Below are 18379 nucleotides of genomic sequence, written 5' to 3' on the forward strand. Positions count from 1 at the left end.
CGACAGGCATCGTCTGCCGGTCTGATGGGAAAAGGCCTAGTTCAGAAGGCGCGCGGAGACAAGGGGAATGGGCTCTCCGTGCAGGTATGATAGGCTGGCGCCATGTGGCGCCGATGTCTCGTATTGTCTCTGTCCCTGCTTCTCTCTTTTGCTGGGAGCCTAGCCATGGCCTTCGACATCGAGGCTCATCGCGGCGGCCGCGGTCTGTTTCCGGAGAACACGCTGCAGGCCTTTGCCGCTGCGCTGGCAATGGGTGTCGACACGCTCGAGCTCGATATCGGTGCCACTCGCGATGGCGTGCTCGTGGTCTCGCATGAGCGGCGCATCAATCCGGATCTCGCCCGCGATGCCGCCGGCAACTACGTCGCTCAGCCCGGGCCGCTGCTGATCGAGCTGCCGCTCTCGGAGGTGCAGTCCTACGACCTCGGCCAGATCCGTCCAGGCAGCGACTACGCCAGGCAGTTTCCGGAGCAGCGGGCCTTGTCGGGTGATGTTCCTCCGCCGTGCATTCCGACCCTGAAACAGCTCATCGATCTGGTGCGCAGCGCGGGCAACACGCATGTGCGCCTCAACATCGAGACCAAGCTCGATCCCCATCATCCCGAGGAGGCGCCCGATCCGGAACGCTTCGTCACGCTGCTGCTCGATCTGCTGAAGGCGGAGGCGTTCACCGACCGCGTCATGGTCCAGTCGTTCGACTGGCGCACCCTGCAGCTGGTGCGGCAGCGTGCGCCCGAGATTCCGACGGTGTATCTGACGATCCAGCGCGGCAGGTCGCCGAACGTCTCTCTCGCACAGGCCACGCATTGGACTGCCGGCTTCAACCCCGCCGATCACGGCGGCTCGCTGCCGCGCACAATCCGCGCGGCCGGCGGCAAGGTGTGGTCGCCCTATTTCGCCGATGTCACGCCCGAGCTGATCAGTGAGGCGCATGCGCTCGGCTTGCGAGCCGTCGTGTGGACGGTCAACAAGCCCGAGGACATGGCGCGGCTGATCGATATCGGAGCCGACGGCATCATCTCCGATCGTCCGGATCTGTTGCGCAAGGTGGCGGTCGAGAAGGGCGTCTTATGGCCCGCGGCATCGCCCGGCGAGCCAAAGTAGAAACGGACGGCGGCAGCCGTCCGCCTCAACAAATCCCGTGCGTGCGAGCCCGCGGTCTCAGAATCGATAGTTCACGCCGAGCGTTGCGGCGTGCATGCGGTCGCTGACCTCGAAGCCGGTGATGTTGACGACCGGGGCCGTGTTGGTCATCGTGATGCCGCGGGTGCCGAAGTCATAGTAGTTGTATTCGACATTCGCCGACCAATGCGGCGCAAAGGCCCACTCGACACCGCCTCCGACGGTCCAGCCGGGCCGCGTCGACGTCGTGCTCGGATCGACCGCATCTCCCGCCGGCAGGATGAACGGGTCCTCATTGCGCTCGCGGGTCCATGCAGCACCGCCGCGGGCATAGACCAGCCAACGCTCGCCATAGATGTAGCCGAGCCGAACCGTTGCTGAAGCCAGGACATCGTTCGTTGTGATGAATTGCGAGGGGCGGACCGCTCCGGTGATGCGGTTCCGCACTGAGCCGGGATGACTTGTTCGCAGCGTGCTCCAGGAAGCGCGGGCTTCGGCGCCGATCGCCCAGTTGGGCGCAAACTGGTAGTCGCAGCCGATCTGGCCGCCACCGACAAAGCCTGCGGCATCGTAGTCCCTTGAGACGCCGAGATCATTCGTCGTCCGATCGTCGCTGACCAGTCCGCCGAGATGGCCACCGACGAAACAGCCGGTCCAGGTGAACTTGATGGGAGCTGCCGGGCGGCTGGCCTTGAGCGGCAGATCGGCGGCGAACACAGTCGAGGCGGTGAAGGCAATCGCCGCCGTACCCAGTAGAACTCTCAGCATTCCCAGAATTCCTCAGCTTCCCGCCGAGGTGGTAACATGCAGCGGTCGAACTGCATGTAGTTCGACCGCAACATTCCGCAAAATTACCGAGCCCCCCACTTGGGGCTCTTGCTCTGCCGGTGCTCACCCCATCACCACCTCGTGCCGGATCACGAACGGCGCCAGCAGCGTGTGCACCTCGGTCTCGATCGCCTCCCGGCTCTCCGCCGGCACGTTGCGCAAGGTCACCGTGGCGAGGCTGCCGTGGCTGCCATGGGCGCCGACCTTGACGCTGCAATCGATGCCGCGGTCGGTCAGTTGCGACAGCACCTTGGTGAACACGCGCGCCGCGGCATCCCAGCGCAGCTGCGGCTTGAACACCTTGCCGACGCCGGTCACCGGCATCGGATCGATCGGGATGATCTGCACCGGCACGGCGGCGCGCTCCGGCGTGCGCGCGCGCACCCAGTCCTCCAGCTCGCCCGGCTGCACGGCAGCACCGGGCTTGAGCTGAACATAGCCGATCGGCAGCTCGCCGGCGTAAGCGTCGGGCTGGCCGACCACCGCGGCGAAGCCGACCGAAGGATGCTGGAACAGGATCTCCTCGATCGGCGCCGGATCGATGTTGTGGCCGCCGCGGATGACGAGATCCTTGGCGCGGCCGGTGATCCACAGGAAGCCGTCGGCATCGAGCCGGCCGAGATCGCCGGAGTTCACCCAATGTCCCTGGACGAAGGCGCCCTTGTTGTGGACGTCGTCGAGATAGCCGGAGAACACGCCGGGCCCGGCCATGATGACGACTCCGATCTCATCCGGTGCGCAATCGCGCTCGTAACGGCCATCGGCGTCGAGCTTGACGATCCGCACCTTGGCGTAAGGCAGGGGCAGGCCGACCGAGCCGAGCCGGATCGGCTGGTCCGGATAGGCCATGGTGTGCACGCTCGCGGTCTCGGTCATGCCGTAGACTTCGATCACCGGCAGCTTGAGCTTGTCCATGATCGCCTGTCCGACCGCGACCGGAATCGCCGAGCCGCCGCCTGCGGCGTAGCGCAGGCTGGAGATGTCGGCATCGCCCTGCGGCACCGCGAGCGTCGCCGCCAGCACGGTCGGCACGCTCGACAGCGTCTCCGGCTTGAAGCGCTCGACCAGGCCCCAGATGTTGCGCACCGCGTTCGGATTGCGCCAGCCGGCGCCGGAGAGCACGACGAGGCAGCCGCCCGCCGACAGCGTCTGCAGCGCCTGGGTCAGCGATCCCCCGACGTGAAACAGCGGCATGCCGAACAGCAGGGTGCCGCCGGGCTTGGCCTTCAGGATCAGGTTGACGCCCCAGGCCTGATAGACCTGATTGCCATGGCTGTGCCGCACCAGCTTCGGCGTGCCGGTGGTGCCGCCGGTGTGGAAATAGGCGGCGGTGTCGCTCGCCTTGATCTGCCGGCCGCTGACCAGATGATCGCTCGGCTGCGGCCCGATCAAATCGTTGAAGGCATGAATGCCGTTGGCAGGATCACCGCCGCCGCCATGCACCTGCACGATCGCCTTGAGGTGCTTGAGGCCGCCGCGCACCTTCTCCACCTTCTGCCAGATGTCGGTGCCGGGCAGGGGACCGAGCGCCACCAGCACCTTGGTCTTGGCGGCATCGAGAATCTCGGCGATCTGGTGCGGCTCGAGCAGCGGATTGACCGGGTTGGCGATGCCGGCCGCCTCGGCGCCGAACAGCGTCACGAACGCGTCCGGCACCAGAGGCAGCATGAAGCTGACGACGTCGTCAGGGCCGACGCCGAGCGCATGAAACATGTTCGCGGCCTGCGTCACCCTGGCGACGAAGTCGCGATAGGAGATCACGACCGGCGTATCGGCCGGATCGGCATTCTGCAGAAACTGGATCGCCGGCGCGTCCGGATTGGCAGAAGCGCCGCATTTCAGCGCCTCATAGGTGCTTTGAGCGGCGATGCGTTCATCATACGGCGTCTGCTCGAAGGCGCGGATGTCAGCGGTGCTGGCGAATGTCGGATAATCGCTGCCGATGGCGCGATCGAGCAGATGAATGCCCATGGCCTATCCTCCCGGTGTCGTGTCCTCGTCCGGCCGATGCGGCCGGTGATCGCGCGCGGGCTCTTTGGCCCGTTCGTCGCGATCGCGAGAGGACAGGATGAGCGAGGATTCGTCTTGCGTCTATCCCGGTATGATTGGGGACTCCGGGAGAATTGTCGCGGCAACGCTGCGCTGCAGCGTTAGTTGGGGAGAAGCGCGCTGTCGCTCACCCGGATCGAGCCCCGCCATGCGCAGTGCGATACAGCGCCCTCTCCCACAAGGGGAGGTGGCGCATTAACGCGCACCGCGAATCGATCGTTCAAGCAGCGCCTCCTCAGCTCGCCGCGTCGATCAAATTCTCGAGCAGCCGCTTCAGCTCGCCGGTGGCCTTGTCGCCATAGTTCTCCAGGATGTGCGCTTCCTGGCTGGCCGCCAGCGAGTTCAGCCGCTTGCACAGCGCTTTGCCATGGTCGCTGATGAACATCAGCACCTTGCGGCGGTCGTGGGCGTCCTGGCGACGGTAGACCAGCGAGTCGGACACCATGCGGTCGATCATCTTGGTCAGGGTCGGGTGGTTCAGCAGCACCGCGTCGGCGAGGTCGCCCATCGAGTGTCCCTCGCCGTCCGAGAGCACCTTGAGGATGCGCCACTGCTCGACGGGCACGCCTTCCGTGCTGAGGCGCGATTCCAGCTGCCGGTTGATCTCCCGGTTGGCCTGCGCGAGCAGATAGGCGAGATGTTCGGTGAGGGGGGTGTTGGGATGGGGCGGTTTGGCCACGATGAACTTCGCTTGCGGTCCCGGCTTGAATGAATGTCCGGCAGTTGCTGCCCGATCTATATGCATCCCAATTCTTGAACATTCAACATTTTCGAATAGGATATTTGCCGAACGCGTGCTGATTTTGACGGCGTATGACCGCCGGCCCACAATGGGCCAGACACGGTTGCGGCCAAGGAGTGGGTGTGCTCTCGACAGGATCTGTCACGGCCGGGCGTTTCGGTCTGCCGCCATCCCTGCTGTTCAGGAGCCCGCCCCGGCGGGCCGGCCTTCCTGCACTCGCCCCCTTCGATCCCGACCATCTCCAGCGGCGCGGCTCCCGGAGCAGGCTGCGCATCGGCAACTTCCTCACCTTCTCCGGCTCGCCCGGCATCTGGGGGCCGGCCGCGACCAACAGCGCGCTGCTGGCGGTGTCCGAGATCAATCGCCGCGGCGGCATCCTCGGCCGCGAGATCGAATTGTCGTTCTACGATTCCGGCGGCCCTGTGGCCGAGGTGGCCGAGCGCGCCAGGGATGCCCTCGAATTCGACGATATCGACGTCGTGACGGGCTCGCATATCAGCGCGGTCAGGCTGGCGCTGCGCCGGCTCACCCGCGGCCGCATCCCCTATGTGTATACGCCGGTCTATGAAGGCGGCGAGCGCACGCCCGGCGTGATGGCGATCGGCGAGACGCCGCACAGCCAGACGCGCCCTGCCATCCACTGGCTGGCGGAGAACAAGCGCGCCCGGCGCTGGTACCTGATCGGCAGCGACTATGTCTGGCCGTGGCAGTCGCATCTTCAGACCAAGACCTACATCACCGAGGCCGGCGGCCAGGTGGTCGGCGAGGAGTTCGTGCCGGTGGGCGAGGATGATCACCAGGCGCATCTGGCGCGCATCCGCGCCGCCCGGCCGGATGTCGTGCTGGTCTCGCTGATCGGCACCGACAGCATCACCTTCAACCGCGCCTTCGGCGAGTCGGGTCTCGCCGCGACCACGCTGCGTCTCGCCGGCGCGGTGGACGAAACGGTGCTGCTCGGCATCGGCGCCGACAACACCGAGAATCTGTATACCTCTTCCGGCTATTTCAGCTGCATCGGCTCCAAGGCCAATGACGCGTTCATGAGCCGCTACACCGCCATGTTTGGCGCCCAAGCGCCGCCGGTCGGATCGGTCGGCCAGTCGAACTACGAGGGCCTGCGCTTCCTGAAGGCCGCCGCCGAGCGCGCCGGCTCGCTGTCCCTGCGACCGCTCGCTGCCGCCGGCCGCAACATCGTCTATTCCGGCGCGCGCGGCGAGGTGACGATCCGGCAGGGCCGCGCCGGCATGGCGATGCATCTCGCCGCGGCCGACGGGCTCGATTTCAAGATCATCCGAACTTTCTGAGACGTCCGCCTGCTCAGGCAGCCGCAGCGCTCTTGGCAGGCGCGCGCGCCGGCGCTGTCGGCACGTCGCGGATCATCCGGCTGATCGCCTCCTGCGGCATCGGCTTGCCGAACAGGAAGCCCTGCACGCTGCTGCAGCCCTCCTCGCGCAGGAAGGCGAGGTGCTGCTCGGTCTCGACGCCCTCGGCCAGCACGGGGATGTTGAGGCTGCGCCCGAGCAGCAGGGTCGCCTTGACGATCGCCGCGGCGTGCACGCTGGTCTCGACCGACTGGATGAAGCTCTTGTCGACCTTGATCTTGTCGAACGGAAACACCTGCAGCGTCGACAGCGACGAGTAGCCGGTGCCGAAATCGTCCATCGCCACCGTGACGCCGATGGCCTTCAGCGCCTGCATTACCTGTAGCGCGTGCTGGCGGTCGGCGATGATGCCCGTTTCTGTCAGCTCGATCTCCAGCCGCTCCGGCGCCAATCCGGTCTCGCGCAGCACCTCGGCGACGCGCTTCGGCAGGTCGTGGTTGAGCTGCATCGGCGCGACGTTGACGGCGACCTTGAACGGCTGGCTCCAGCTCGCGGCGGTGGCGCAGGCGGTGCGCAGCACCCAGTCGCCGATGTCGACGATCAGCCCGGTTTGTTCGGCCATCGGAATGAAATCGTTCGGCGGCACGCGGCCCTTCACCGGGTGATTCCAGCGCAGCAGCGCCTCGAAGCCGATGATGCCGCCGCTCTGCGTGTCGTTCTGCACCTGGTAGTGCAGCTCGAACTCGTTGCGCACCAGCGCGCGCTTGAGGTCGATGGCGAGCTCGGCGCGGCGCCGGCTGGCCTCGTCCATCGACGGCTCATAGGTGCAGATCTTGCCCTGGCCGAGACTCTTGGCGCGGTACATCGCGAGGTCGGCGCGGGTGAGAAGCTCGTCGGCGGTGAGGCCGTGGTCGGGATGCAGCGCGATGCCGATGCTGCAGCCGACCGAGAGGCTGCGTTCCTCCCACTCGACGGGCGCCAGCACCAGCGTGCGCATCCGCTCGGCGAACTTCGCCGCCTCGGTGCGCGCGAAGATCTCGCTCTTGACCGCGACGAACTCGTCGCCGCCGATCCGCGCCAGGAACTCGCCGGGCTGCAGCGTCGATGCAATACGCTGAGCGATCATCGTCAGCACGGCATCGCCCGCGGCATGGCCGTGCGCGTCGTTGATGTCCTTGAAGCGGTCGAGGTCGATCGCGAGCACCACCAGGTGCGCCGTCTCGTCGCCGTCGGTCAGCAGCGGCGCCAGCCGATGGCCGAGGCCGTTGCGGTTGGGCAGGCCGGTCAGCGGATCCTGCAACGCGAGCTGCCGATAGCCTTCGACAGCCTCCTGCGCCGCCTGCAGATCGATCATATAGGCCGAGGCGGCCATCGCCATGATCAGGCCGATGCCGGTGACGATGCTGATCAGCATCACGCTGTCGGACAGCGATTGCACGGGCGCGTCGATGCCGGCCATCGGCGCCAAGGTCAGCGCAGCCATGCCGGTGAAATGCAGGCTCAGGATCGCGAGCACCATCGCCAGCGAGCTGCCATATTTGCAGAACCGCGTGACGGGACGGGCGATGCGGTTGGCGGCGACGGCGCCGAAGCCCGTCGCCAGCGCGACCGAGAGCCAGATCGCCGGCGCGTGCCAGGTTCGGATGCCGTCGAGATTGAGCGCGCCCATGCCGGTGTAATGCATCGCGGCGATGCCCAGCCCGAACACGGCGCCGCCGGCCTCGATCAGCGGGCCGCGCTGCGTTCGCGTGGTGATGAAGAAGCCCAGCCAGGAAAACACCACGGCGAGGCCGAGCGAAGCGAACGTGAGTCCCGCCTCGAACGAACGGTTGCCGGATGCGTCATAGCCGAGGATGGCGGCAAAATGCGTCGTCCAGACCGTGCCGCCGGCGACCAGCCCGGCCAGGAACAGCAGATGGAAGCGTCGCAGGCCGGTGTTGCGGCGGACGCGCGCCAGCAGCCGCATCGACAGCAGGGAGCCGAGCACGCAGACCAGCAGCGCGGCGGCGACGTAGCGCAGATCATGATCGGCGGGCAGGCAGGACAGAATCGTCAACATCGGCAATTTACCTCACGCAGCCAGCTACGCTCCGCGGCGGGACGGGTTTTGGCGCGCGCGGAATCGCGGTTAGCGAAGCGTCAACGCGGGCAGCACCTCTGCCCGCGTTGAGTCATGCACGAGGTTGGACAGCCGATGATTAAGCCGCCGGCCGCCGGCGCTGGGTTTCGCCATGGAACCTGGGACATCGTGACGAAACTGCCAACGCCATGCACGACTCTTTGCGGAGCTGGAACACGCAGGACTATTTGCTGGCGACGTTGCCGGGCAGCGCGTAGGCCCGCACATAGTCGCCGAGCTTGGTGCCGAACGAGCCGTGGCCGCCATCGACGGTGACGACATACTGCTTGCCGCCGGCCTCGTAGGTCATCGGCGTCGACTGGCCGCCGGCCGGCAGCCTGTCCTGCCACAGCAGGCGGCCGTCCTTGACGTCGAAGGCGCGGATGTAGTCGTCCATGGTGCCGGTCAGGAAGGCGACGCCGCCCGCAGTGACCATCGGGCCGCCGAGCATCGGTACGCCCAGCTTGAACGGCAGCGGCAGCGGCGCCTGGTCGCGGATGGTACCGACGCGGTGCTGCCAGACGATCGCGTTGGTCTTGAGGTCGATGGCGGCGAGACTGCCCCAGGGCGGCGCCATGCAGGGGATGCCGAGCGGCGACAGGAAGATGCCGAGCGAGACGCCGTAGGGCGTGCCGTACATCGGCTGCACGCCGAGCTCGGTGCCCGGCGGATGCGCGGCGTTGGGTTCGGCCGGATTGTCCTTGCCGCGCGGCACCAGCCGCGACACGAACGGGATCGACTGCGGATTGGCGATCGCGATCTTCTTCACGGGATCGATGGCGATGCCGCCCCACTCGAACATGCCGAAATCGCCGGGATAGACCAGCGTGCCCTGCTCGGAGGGGGGCGTGAACGGCCCTTCGTAGCGCAGCCGCTTGAACATGATGCGGCACGCCAACTGATCGAACATCGTCGCGCCCCACATCTGCGCGCCCGAGAGCTCCTTTCGCGGCCGGAAGCTCAGTTCGGAGAAGGGTTGTGTCGGCGACAGCCGGTCGCCGGGCGCAGCGCCCTGCGGCACCGGCTTCTCCGGCGCGGGGACCAGCAGATGCCCGTCGCGGCGATCGAGCACGAAGATGTTGCCGGTCTTGGCCGGCACGTAGATCGCCGGCACCACGCCGTCCTTGCCGGGCATGTCGACCAGGCTCGGCTGCGACGGCATGTCCATGTCCCACAGATCATGATGCACATTCTGGAACGACCAGCGCAATTTTCCCGTGGCGATGTCGAGCGCCACCAGCGCCGAATCATAGCGCTCGTTGTCGGCCGAGCGGTTGCCGCCCCAGATGTCCGGCGAACTCGAGCCGAGCGGGATGTAGACCAGGCCGAGCGCCTCGTCGGCCGCGCCGACGCTCCAGCCGTTCGGCGAGCCCGGCGTGAAGTGATGCGTGGCCGACGGCATCTCGTTGGGATCGGGGTTGCCGGGATCGAACGCCCACAGCAGCTTGCCCGTGTAGACGTCGAAGCCGCGGATCGCGCCCGACGGCACCTTGTTGGAGTAGTTGTCGATCACGGCGCCGGCCATGATCACGACCTTGTCGGTGACCACGGGCGGCGAGGTGCCTTCGTAGAAGCCGAGCGTGGTGATCTCGTTGCCGGCCTTGAGATCGATCTGGCCGTGCTCGCCAAAGCCCTCGCATGGCTTGCCGCTGTCGGCGTCGAGCGCAAACAGCCTTCCGTCATTGGTCGGCAGGAAGATGCGCCTGGCGCATTCCGTCGGGGCCGCCGCGCCTGACACGTCGACCGCGCCCGGCTTGGTCTCGTGATAGGCCACGCCGCGGCAGGTCATGTGCTGGAAATTCTTGTGATGTTTGATCTGTGGACCAAACTTCCAGCGCTGCTTGCCGGTGGCGGCATCGAGCGCGAACACGATCTGATGCGGCGAGCAGGTGTAGAGCAGATCGCCGATCTTCAGCGGCGTGACCTCGTTGGTGAACTCGTCGGGATCGTCGGGCCCTTTGCGGTCGCCGGTGCGGAATTCCCACGCGAGCTTGAGAGTCTTCACATTGTCGGGTGTGATCTGCTTCAGGCTCGAGAAGCGCGTGCCGAAATTGGTCGCGCCATAGGCGGTCCAGTCCGCCTGCGCCTCGGCTGGCGCGGTATCGGTGCCGGCCGTCGCCGCCGCGGTCTGCGGCAGCGCGCCATCGGCGCCGAAACGATCGCCGCGCAAGGAGGCGCCGAGCACGACCACGGCCACCGCAAGCACGGCCACGAGCCCCCAGCGCGCCGCGCGCATGTCGCCCACCAGATGCGCCGTGATGAATGGCAGCAGCAGCCAGACGCCGAGCGGCACCAGCACGTCGCCGCGCGGCGCCAGCGACCAGAAATCCAACCCGACCTCCCAGATCGCCCAGATCATCGTGCCCAGCAGCAGCGCCGCATAGATCCACAGCGCCGCCGCATGCCGCCGCCACAGCAGCACCGCGACGACCAGCAGCGCGAGGCCTGCGACCAGGTAATACGGTGAGCCGCCGATCGCGGCGAGCCACGCCCCGCCGGCGAGCAGCGCGAGGCCCATCAGGCCGACAACGATCGCGGTGAAGGTGAGCAGCGGCGCGCGCTGCAGATGGCGGGCTGCGGCCATTGCGCGGCTCCAGGCTGATGATGACAGGCCGCGGCGCGACGCCGCAGCCGCGTCATGAACGGCGAGGAAGGGCGGAAGTTCCTGGCCGTGCAGGGCATGGGATGGGGCCGCCGCGCGGTTGCCGACCTCCCTCCCGGCACACGGCCTTTTGCGCGCCTTCCGTGGCCGGAACGGGTTGCCGCTCCATGACGAAATTAATACGATCCCATGTCGTTCACATGAAAATTGGAGTGCCCGGATGCGTGCGCAGTCGCGAGCCCTGTCGAACCCGGTCGCCCTGTGGTGGGCGATGCTGACGCTCGTCAGCCTCGCCAACATCGTGTTCTGGTTCATCCTGTACCGCCAGCTCAACGGCGGCAGCAGTTCGGCGGGGCAGGCGTCCCAGACCGGTTCGATGCTGGCGCTGTCGGCGGCCTATGTGTTCGGCTGCGCCTTCCGCTCGGTGCTGCCGCGCGCCGACGTGCAGCGCATCTGCCTGGTCGACAGTTGGCTGTCGAGCGTGTTCGTCGGCCGCACCGTGGCGACCATCGCCGAGATCGCCTTCGCGGCACAGTGGGCCATCATCCTCGCGCAGCTCGGCGCCATCGCCGATGCCGAGACCGCGGTGAACATGGCCCGTATCATCGTGCCGCTGATCGTCATCGCCGAGATCTGTTCCTGGTACGCTGTCGTCACCCGGAATTTCCTCTACAACGCGATCGAGAACTCGCTGTGGGCGGTGGCCTTCCTGCTCGTCGGCATCGGGCTCGGCCGGCTGCTGCCGGAGTTCGATGGCGTGGTGCGCGGCCTGCTGATCGCGGGCCTCGTCGGCATCGCCTGCTATCTCGCCTTCCTCGTCGTGATCGATGTCCCGATGTATGTGAAGCGCTGGCGCATCGAGCGCGCCGCCGGCACGCCGCTGCTGCATCCGCTCGCCGGCCTGCGCGACTCCGCCACCCGCTGGACCGTCACCCACGAGTTCGAGCACTGGAAGGAAGAGATCGCCTGGATGTCGCTGTATTTCAGCGCCGCGGTCTGGGGCTCGCTGGCGCTGTGCGCACTCTCGGCAATGAACGATCACCTGCCGCGTGATCGCGCGCAGGCGACCGGCGCGCCGCCGGCCATCGTCCAGCAGAGCGCCGATCGGTCCTGACGCGACATCCCGCCGTGACGGTCACGGCGGGATGTCCTGCTTGCCTCAGCCATGCATCGCGAAGTGATGCGAATCGTCCATCTGGACGATGTGGCTGTAGTCGGCGTGCGGCGCATCGTGCACGGCCACGGGCGCGTGATCGAAATTCGGCGGCACGATGCCGGTGTTGCCGGGGTGGCCATGGTCGCCGAAATTGTCGACGATGATCGGGTTGTGCGACGAGCCTTCGCCGTGCAGCGGACCGGAGCCGAATCCGGAGCCCAACCCCGAGCCTTCGCCGCCCTGGGCGTTGTCGCCCGCGTGCTGGATCGCCGAGGCGATCGAGTCCCAGAACCCGCCATGGCTGCCGCCCTCGGACCCGCCATGGGCGACCGCGATGCCGTCACTGCGCAAGCCGTCCTGCGCCAGCTTGAAGATATCGCCGATGGCAGCGCCGAGATCGCCATGGCTGAGGTCGTTGACCAGCGAGCCCAGATCGTGGCCGATCGCGTCGAGCTGCTGCCCCAGCGAGTGGCTCAAATCGCCCGCGGTCTGCGCCAGCCCGTTGAGACCCTCGCCGACGAAATGGCCGACGCCGTCGACGATTCCGGTGCCGACCGCATCGGCGCCGTGCGCGATGCCGGAGATCGCCTCGCCGATCGGTCCGCCGATCAGGTGGCCGGCCGCCGACGCCGTGTCGGTGACCACGCCGATGGCCCCGTCAGCCACCGCCACGCCGGCGTCGAAGCCGCCCTTCACCACCGCGCCCGCGGCGTCCAGCGCGTCCATGCCGACCTCGCCGGCCGTTCCGACGATGGTGCCGGCCATGTCGAGCGCGCCGTGGCCGACTGCGCCCGCTGCCTCCAGCCCGGCCTCGCCGAGGCCGACCGCGGTGTGCGCGAGGTCGCCGGCGACGTCGAGGGCGCCATGGGCGACGTCACCCGCGACGTTCAGCCCGCCGTCGACGATGTGGCCGCCGATATGCTTCACGTCGTTGACGAGGCCATCGATATTGCCGTGCGCGAGATCGCTCACTCCGGACGCCAGATCACCCGCCACGTTGATGCCGGTGTGGAGCACGTCACCGCCGACATGGACCACGGTCGACGCGACGTCGCCGACGGTGTGAAGCAGGCCGCCGCCGATCGCCTCGGCGCCATGCCCGATCGCGCCGAGCACGCCGCCCACGGTATGGATGGCTTCGCCGCCGAGCGCGCCGATGCCGTGCACCACGCTGCCCACGGCATGCGCCGCATCGCCGGCGACGTGCTCGACCGTGTTGACCACGGCGCCCGCCGCGCCGCCGACCGCACCCGCCACATCCTTCGCGACGTCCTTCACGTCGTCGACGGCGGAACTGACGGCATCTCCGATATCATCCCAAAAGCTCATGACCTGCTCCTCTCGGTTGCGTCACCTCGCCTCGGGTGACGCGCCGTTTGTCGCAGATCGCGTCCCCGCGCTCCGTGCGCGACGTCACGCAAGCTGAGAGGTGGCAGGGCTCCGGCGCGAAGCCTGTCCGCAAGGCCAGGCCATCCACCTCTTCAGTGGCCGCAGGGAGGGAATACGTGGATGCCCGCTTAGGCCGGGCAACTCATTAGCAGGCCCTGATCGCGATCGTTCAGGGGGGCATCGGTGTGATGCTCAGCCGCCGTTCAGGCGTGGCCGATCCAGCCATGCCAAGTCAGCGCAGCAAAGAAGCGACGGGCATCGCGAAAGCCGCCGTCACGTAGGATCGCTTCATCGTCCTCCGGGCTCAGCATGTTGACGCTGGCATCGACGGTCGCGCGCATCGTCCTTGCCTGCTCGGGGTCCGTGCCCGACGCAACGGCATAGGCCGCGTAGCGATCCAGCCACAGAGCCCGCTCAGTCGGCTCCTTCGGCAGGCAGCTATGGGCGACCACGAACGGCGCGCCAGGGCGGAGTCGGTCGTGCACGGCGCGGACTGTCTGCAAACGCTCCGGCGTTGCCAGAAAATGCAGCGTCAGCAGGCATGTCGCCGCGTCAAACGGGCCGGCCGGCGCAGCGTCGATGGTGCCCTCGATCAGTTCGACCCGGCTGATCCGCGCGCCGAGCGTGCGTTCGGCGAGTCGCAGCATCTGCGGCGCCGGATCGACCCCGACGAAGGTCCACGATGGGTGCGCTTCGGCCAACGCATCGAGCTCGAGCCCGCCGCCCGCGCCCAGCACGAGCACCCGCGCATGGTCGGGCGCCCGCTCGGCCAGCAGAACCGCCGTCATGCGGTGCAGCCCGTCGAGACCGGGCACGAAGCGCCGTGGACCATCGGTGTAGCGCGCGACGAATTCGGGATCGGAAAACGCGCGGATGAACTGCTGAGCGCCGTCGGCAATGTCAGCCGGCATGACAAATGTCTCCCTTGCGAGGTCGCTTGCGTCGTTCGAGGCGGTCGTGGAAATCAGCGCTCAGCGCCGCCAGCGTGATGGCGCCAAGACGGGACAGCAGCAACGTCTCGGCCGCCTGGATGGAGGTGTCGAGCGCCGCATTGACCGCCTGCTCGACGAGACAGTCGGGATTGTCGCTCCGATGGCCGATCGCGAACAGCGACGGACGTCCGAGCGAATCGTAGACGTCGCGCAGGGTGACGGCCGCCAGATCGCAGGCGAGCGTCCAGCCGCCGCCATGGCCTTTCTCGGAGCGCACATAGCCGCTGTCCCGGAGCCCCGCCATGATTCTGCGGATCACGACCGGGTTGGTCTGCATCATCGCTGCGAGCGCCTCGGAGGTGACCGGACCGTCGTGCTCCGCCATGTGGAGCAGGACATGGAGGATGCCGGACAACTGGCTGTTGGGTCTCATGTAACTTTTAATATGACATGATGCCCGGAACGTCAACCGGCCTGCCTTCGTGCGGCCTTGGGCGATGCTGTCGTGTCTGCCCGTCGGGCGACTCGGTCCTGCTGCTCGTCGCGAATGCGGGCGCGTCATTCCCCCGATCCGCCGCAAAGTCTCTGGCGCGGAAAACCGGATTTCGCCTGCGCGTTCAGGCTGATTTGGGCTGTCCAGTCCCGTGAGCAAAAATATTCCGCTTCGCAATTTCGGAAATTCGTGATCTATTCATTCCATCCCGCCTCATCGACGAGGGGCGCTGCGCGGTCGTCACGAAGCGTGGAGTGCGGGATGTGATGGGCGGGCCGGTTTGCAGCGTGACTTGATCGCGCCGACGAACAACACCGGTCCGTACGGTCAAGTCGCGTGGTCCTGGCCTCCCGACGCTGAGGTCAAGCCGGCTGATGATGCCTCGTGCATCTCGCCGGTGATGGGGGCAAGACAGCCCGGTCCCCAGGGAGAGCGCGAAGCAGCCGTTCAAACCGTCGCGCAGGGAGGGCCGGATCGTCCGGCTGGACCTGTGGTTCCTGCCGCCTGCATTTTTTTCGCAGGCGGGCCACGGGCCTCAGTCGAGGTCCGGCCTTCCCTGCACCCTCGGTCTTGAAGAGGGTGAGATCGATGCATCGCTCGGACGCCGAATGCGCCGCGAGAACAGAGACGCGCATCCCCAGATGCAGTTTGAGATCGTTGACCACGATGGCACCACGAACGCGGTGCTTCCCCTCCAGGGGAGGGTGGCGTCATGCATGCGGCCCGGTTCTCGCGAGCCGGCGGCGTCGCGCAAATGGCGGCGCCGACGTCCTACCTACTTGAATCCCGAAAACCGGCTGTCGAACGAGTTCGACTGCAGCACCGGGACGGCGCCGGAGACCAGCGCGGTCTGGGTCTGGGTCTGGGCCGGGGCCGAAGCGGTGGTGGCCGGCGCCTCGCTCGTGGCCGGCTTGAACGGCGGCCGCGCGGCAGCCTGCCGGGTCTCGGCGGGCTTGGCCGCGACCGGCTTCGGCGCTGGCTTGGTCTCGGCGGGCTTCGCCTCTGCGGTCTTGCTCGGCGCGGGCTTGGCTGTCGCTGTGCTCTCTGCCGCCGCATTGCCGCCGATCCCGACCTTGCGGGCGAGGCTCGACATGAAGCTCGGCTTCTCGGGCGCGCTGATGGCCGCCACGCGGGTCGACGGCGCGCTCACCGGCGCCTCCGCGGCACTGGCCGGCATCGCGACCTCGTCGGCGCCGGGCGCGCGCGGCGGGTTGACGTGACCGGGGATCGTGCCTGGCGCGGCCTGGAAGTTGGCGAGCGACAGGCCCGGCGCCTCGCCGGCGTCGGACAGGCCGGTGGAGGCTCCGGGCACGCGGCTGGCGAAGATCGGATTCATGCCGCCGTCGATGCCGGTGTTGAGCTTGGCGACCGGCGTGCCCTTGGCGACGAGCTTGGCATATTCCGCCTCGTCGGCCTGCTGCTTGTCGCGCACGGCGGCGGTGATCTCGTCGGGCACGACATAGGCCGGGCACTTGGCAGAGGCGTCGAACACCGGATCATGCGTCGCGCCCGGCGGCTTCTGGGCGTTGAAGACGTATTTCTTCTCGCAGAAGTCGACCTTCGGCTCCTGCCGCGTGACCTCGAAGGCGTCATAGCCTTCCTTGATCATGCGCCAGAACGGCATGTTCGGATTGTTGCGGTGCCTCGCCATGTTCACCGGCGTCATCCGGAACGGATAGGCCTGGAACTGGAAGGCGCGCTGGCCGCCGAAGAACGACTCGCGCCCGAGCGCATAGATCTCGGCGATCTGCTCGTCGGTCATCGCGAAGCAGCCGCGCGACGAGCAGTCGCCATGCACCATCAGCTGCGAGCCGGTGCGGCCGAGCGCCTTGTCGAACGCGTTCGGATAGCCGGTGTTGAACGACAGATAGTAGGCCGATTGCGGGTTCATCTGGCTCGGATTGATCGAGTAGAAGCCCTCCGGCGCCTGGCGGTCGCCCTCGCGCACTTTGGGTCCAAGATCGCCCGACCAGCGGCAGATCGGATAGGTCTTGAGCAGCGCGAACTTGCCCGAGCGGTCCTGCTTCCAGACCTCGAGCTCGGCCTCCTGCTTGAAGACGCGGACCAGGATCGGCGACTGCAGATCCATATCCTTCTCGCCCATCGTCGCGACGAGCTTCGGCGGTACCGGCTGGTTGGCCTTGGCGTTGGTGGCGAGTCCGACCTGATCGCTGTTGCAACCGGTCAGCAGCGCACCGGCGGCCAACGCCGCCGAGGTCAGGAGAACCCGGACGAAAGCGCGGTTGATCAAAGCAAAGCTCCCCGCAAACCCCGCATGCCGCAACACCCCAGTCTCATCTCACCCGATCGGCCCGAAAGCTGGATAAATCACGGGTCGACCCTGCGTCATGCCGTCAAACCATTGATTAAAATTGTAGCCTTTGACCCCAGGCCTCGCAACCCGCGCTCCGGCGATGCCACCTGGCCCCGGCCGCCTTGGTCAACAACTTCTAAACAGCAGACCCCGTCGGCGGGGCCGAAATGCGGCCAAACGGCTGGAAAGACTCACAAAACCGCGAGCGCCGAGGCCCGAGCGCAAGCCCGGTCAGCCGAGCTTGCGGCCGATCTCGATGAACTTCTGCCGGCGCTGCTTGCGGATGGCGTCGGCGTCGAGGCCCTTCAGCTCGTCGAGCGCCTGGGCGATCGCCTCGCCGGTCGCCGCGATCATTGCCGCGGGATCGCGGTGAGCGCCGCCGACCGGCTCCTTGAGAATGGTGTCGACCACGCCGAAGCGGAGCATGTCCTGGGCGGTGATCTTCATGCTGTTGGCGGCTTCCTGCGCCTTGGTGCCGTCGCGCCAGAGGATCGAGGAGGCGGCTTCCGGCGAGATCACGCTGTAGATCGCGTGCTCCAGCATCAGCACCCGGTTGGCGGTGGTCAGCGCGATCGCGCCGCCCGACATGCCTTCGCCGGTGATGATCGCGATGTTGGGGACGCCGAGCGCCAGGCAGGCGTCGGTCGAGCGCGCGATCGCTTCGGCCTGGCCGCGCTCCTCGGCGCCGATGCCGGGATAGGCGCCGGCGGAATCGACCAGCGACAGCACGGGGATGCCGAAGCGCTCGGCCATCTCCATCAGCCGGACCGCCTTGCGGTAGCCTTCGGGACGGGCCATGCCGAAATTGTGTTTGAGCCGGGACTCGGTGGTGGCGCCCTTTTCCTGGCCCATCACGCAGATCGGCTCGCCGCGAAAGCGGCCGAAGCCGCCGAGCAGAGCGGCGTCCTCGCCGAACTTGCGGTCGCCGGCGAGCGGGGTGAACTCGGTGATCAGCCCGCCCACGAAGTCGGTGAAGTGCGGCCGCTGCGGATGGCGGGCCACCATGGTCTTCTGCCACGGCGTGAGCGTGGCGTAGAGCTCGGCCAGCGCCTGGCCGGCCTTCTCCTCGATCCGGCTGACCTCCTCGCCGATATCGGTGCCGGAGGCGGCCATCGCCCGGAGTTCGTCGACCTTGGAATCGAGCTCGGCAACAGGCTTTTCGAAATCGAGGTAGCTGCGCATGGGATCCGGCATGGAAGAGCTGAAGGAAGAGCGCTGGGAGACGAAATCGGTTCGGCCTTCGGACCTGAAGCCGAACGACTTCAGGAGCTTAGGGTACGATCGGTGCCCAGCCTCCAGGCATCGCGCCGG

13 protein-coding genes are annotated in these 18379 nt (G+C 67.3%); 3 read left to right on the top strand and 10 right to left on the bottom strand.

Going from position 1 to position 18379, the window contains the following annotated elements; genetic code table 11:
• The first annotated feature begins 165 nt into the window (after nt 1–165).
• Nucleotides 166–1104: a glycerophosphodiester phosphodiesterase gene (locus tag ACQR1F_RS14800; protein WP_434913354.1), complete on the top strand. Its 939-nt coding sequence runs from the start codon at nt 166–168 to the stop codon at nt 1102–1104.
• A 57-nt stretch (nt 1105–1161) separates the two neighbouring features.
• Here the strand turns inward: ACQR1F_RS14800 and ACQR1F_RS14805 are convergent, their stop codons facing one another.
• The 3 genes from ACQR1F_RS14805 to ACQR1F_RS14815 all read right to left on the bottom strand — a co-directional run bounded on the left by ACQR1F_RS14805 (nt 1162) and on the right by ACQR1F_RS14815 (nt 4678).
• A complete protein-coding gene (locus ACQR1F_RS14805; protein ID WP_434893263.1) occupies nt 1162–1890 on the bottom strand; it encodes an outer membrane protein in 729 nt (242 codons plus the stop codon).
• A 123-nt stretch (nt 1891–2013) separates the two neighbouring features.
• Nucleotides 2014–3921, bottom strand: a complete 1908-nt coding sequence (locus ACQR1F_RS14810) for an acyl-CoA synthetase (RefSeq protein ID WP_434913355.1) — start codon at nt 3919–3921, stop codon at nt 2014–2016.
• A 313-nt stretch (nt 3922–4234) separates the two neighbouring features.
• Nucleotides 4235–4678 carry a MarR family winged helix-turn-helix transcriptional regulator gene (locus ACQR1F_RS14815; protein WP_315735215.1) on the bottom strand — a complete coding sequence of 148 codons (444 nt, stop codon included), beginning with the start codon at nt 4676–4678 and terminating at the stop codon, nt 4235–4237.
• A gap of 185 nt (nt 4679–4863) precedes the next feature.
• Between ACQR1F_RS14815 and ACQR1F_RS14820 the strand changes: the two genes are divergently transcribed.
• Entirely contained in the window at nt 4864–6045 is a 1182-nt protein-coding gene (locus tag ACQR1F_RS14820) for a substrate-binding domain-containing protein (RefSeq protein ID WP_434907398.1), read from the top strand.
• A 13-nt stretch (nt 6046–6058) separates the two neighbouring features.
• Here the strand turns inward: ACQR1F_RS14820 and ACQR1F_RS14825 are convergent, their stop codons facing one another.
• Complete coding sequence (locus ACQR1F_RS14825; protein ID WP_315800604.1) at nt 6059–8122, bottom strand: putative bifunctional diguanylate cyclase/phosphodiesterase; 2064 nt, start codon at nt 8120–8122, stop codon at nt 6059–6061.
• Between the two features lie 244 nt (nt 8123–8366).
• Complete coding sequence (locus tag ACQR1F_RS14830; protein WP_434913356.1) at nt 8367–10766, bottom strand: membrane-bound PQQ-dependent dehydrogenase, glucose/quinate/shikimate family; 2400 nt, start codon at nt 10764–10766, stop codon at nt 8367–8369.
• A 238-nt stretch (nt 10767–11004) separates the two neighbouring features.
• Between ACQR1F_RS14830 and ACQR1F_RS14835 the strand changes: the two genes are divergently transcribed.
• Complete coding sequence (locus ACQR1F_RS14835; protein ID WP_315800602.1) at nt 11005–11898, top strand: hypothetical protein; 894 nt, start codon at nt 11005–11007, stop codon at nt 11896–11898.
• Between the two features lie 45 nt (nt 11899–11943).
• On the opposite strand, the gene ACQR1F_RS14840 is transcribed toward ACQR1F_RS14835, so the two are convergent.
• The 5 genes from ACQR1F_RS14840 to ACQR1F_RS14860 all read right to left on the bottom strand — a co-directional run bounded on the left by ACQR1F_RS14840 (nt 11944) and on the right by ACQR1F_RS14860 (nt 18262).
• On the bottom strand, nt 11944–13269 hold the full coding sequence (locus ACQR1F_RS14840; RefSeq protein ID WP_434913357.1) for a hypothetical protein: 1326 nt from the start codon (nt 13267–13269) through the stop codon (nt 11944–11946).
• A 263-nt stretch (nt 13270–13532) separates the two neighbouring features.
• Nucleotides 13533–14240 (bottom strand): class I SAM-dependent methyltransferase, encoded by a 708-nt coding sequence (locus ACQR1F_RS14845; protein WP_434913358.1) that lies wholly within the window; start codon nt 14238–14240, stop codon nt 13533–13535.
• Nucleotides 14230–14694 (bottom strand): Rrf2 family transcriptional regulator, encoded by a 465-nt coding sequence (locus ACQR1F_RS14850; RefSeq protein ID WP_434913359.1) that lies wholly within the window; start codon nt 14692–14694, stop codon nt 14230–14232. The genes ACQR1F_RS14845 and ACQR1F_RS14850 overlap by 11 nt, the downstream gene beginning before the upstream one ends.
• A gap of 835 nt (nt 14695–15529) precedes the next feature.
• Complete coding sequence (locus tag ACQR1F_RS14855; protein ID WP_434913360.1) at nt 15530–17005, bottom strand: L,D-transpeptidase family protein; 1476 nt, start codon at nt 17003–17005, stop codon at nt 15530–15532.
• 294 nt (nt 17006–17299) lie between these two features.
• A complete protein-coding gene (locus ACQR1F_RS14860) occupies nt 17300–18262 on the bottom strand; it encodes an acetyl-CoA carboxylase carboxyltransferase subunit alpha (protein ID WP_315800597.1) in 963 nt (320 codons plus the stop codon).
• Nucleotides 18263–18379: the final 117 nt, after the last annotated feature.

Origin of the sequence: Bradyrhizobium sp. HKCCYLS3013, from assembly GCF_051167615.1 — a bacterium.
Classification (GTDB): Bacteria; Pseudomonadota; Alphaproteobacteria; order Rhizobiales; family Xanthobacteraceae; genus Bradyrhizobium.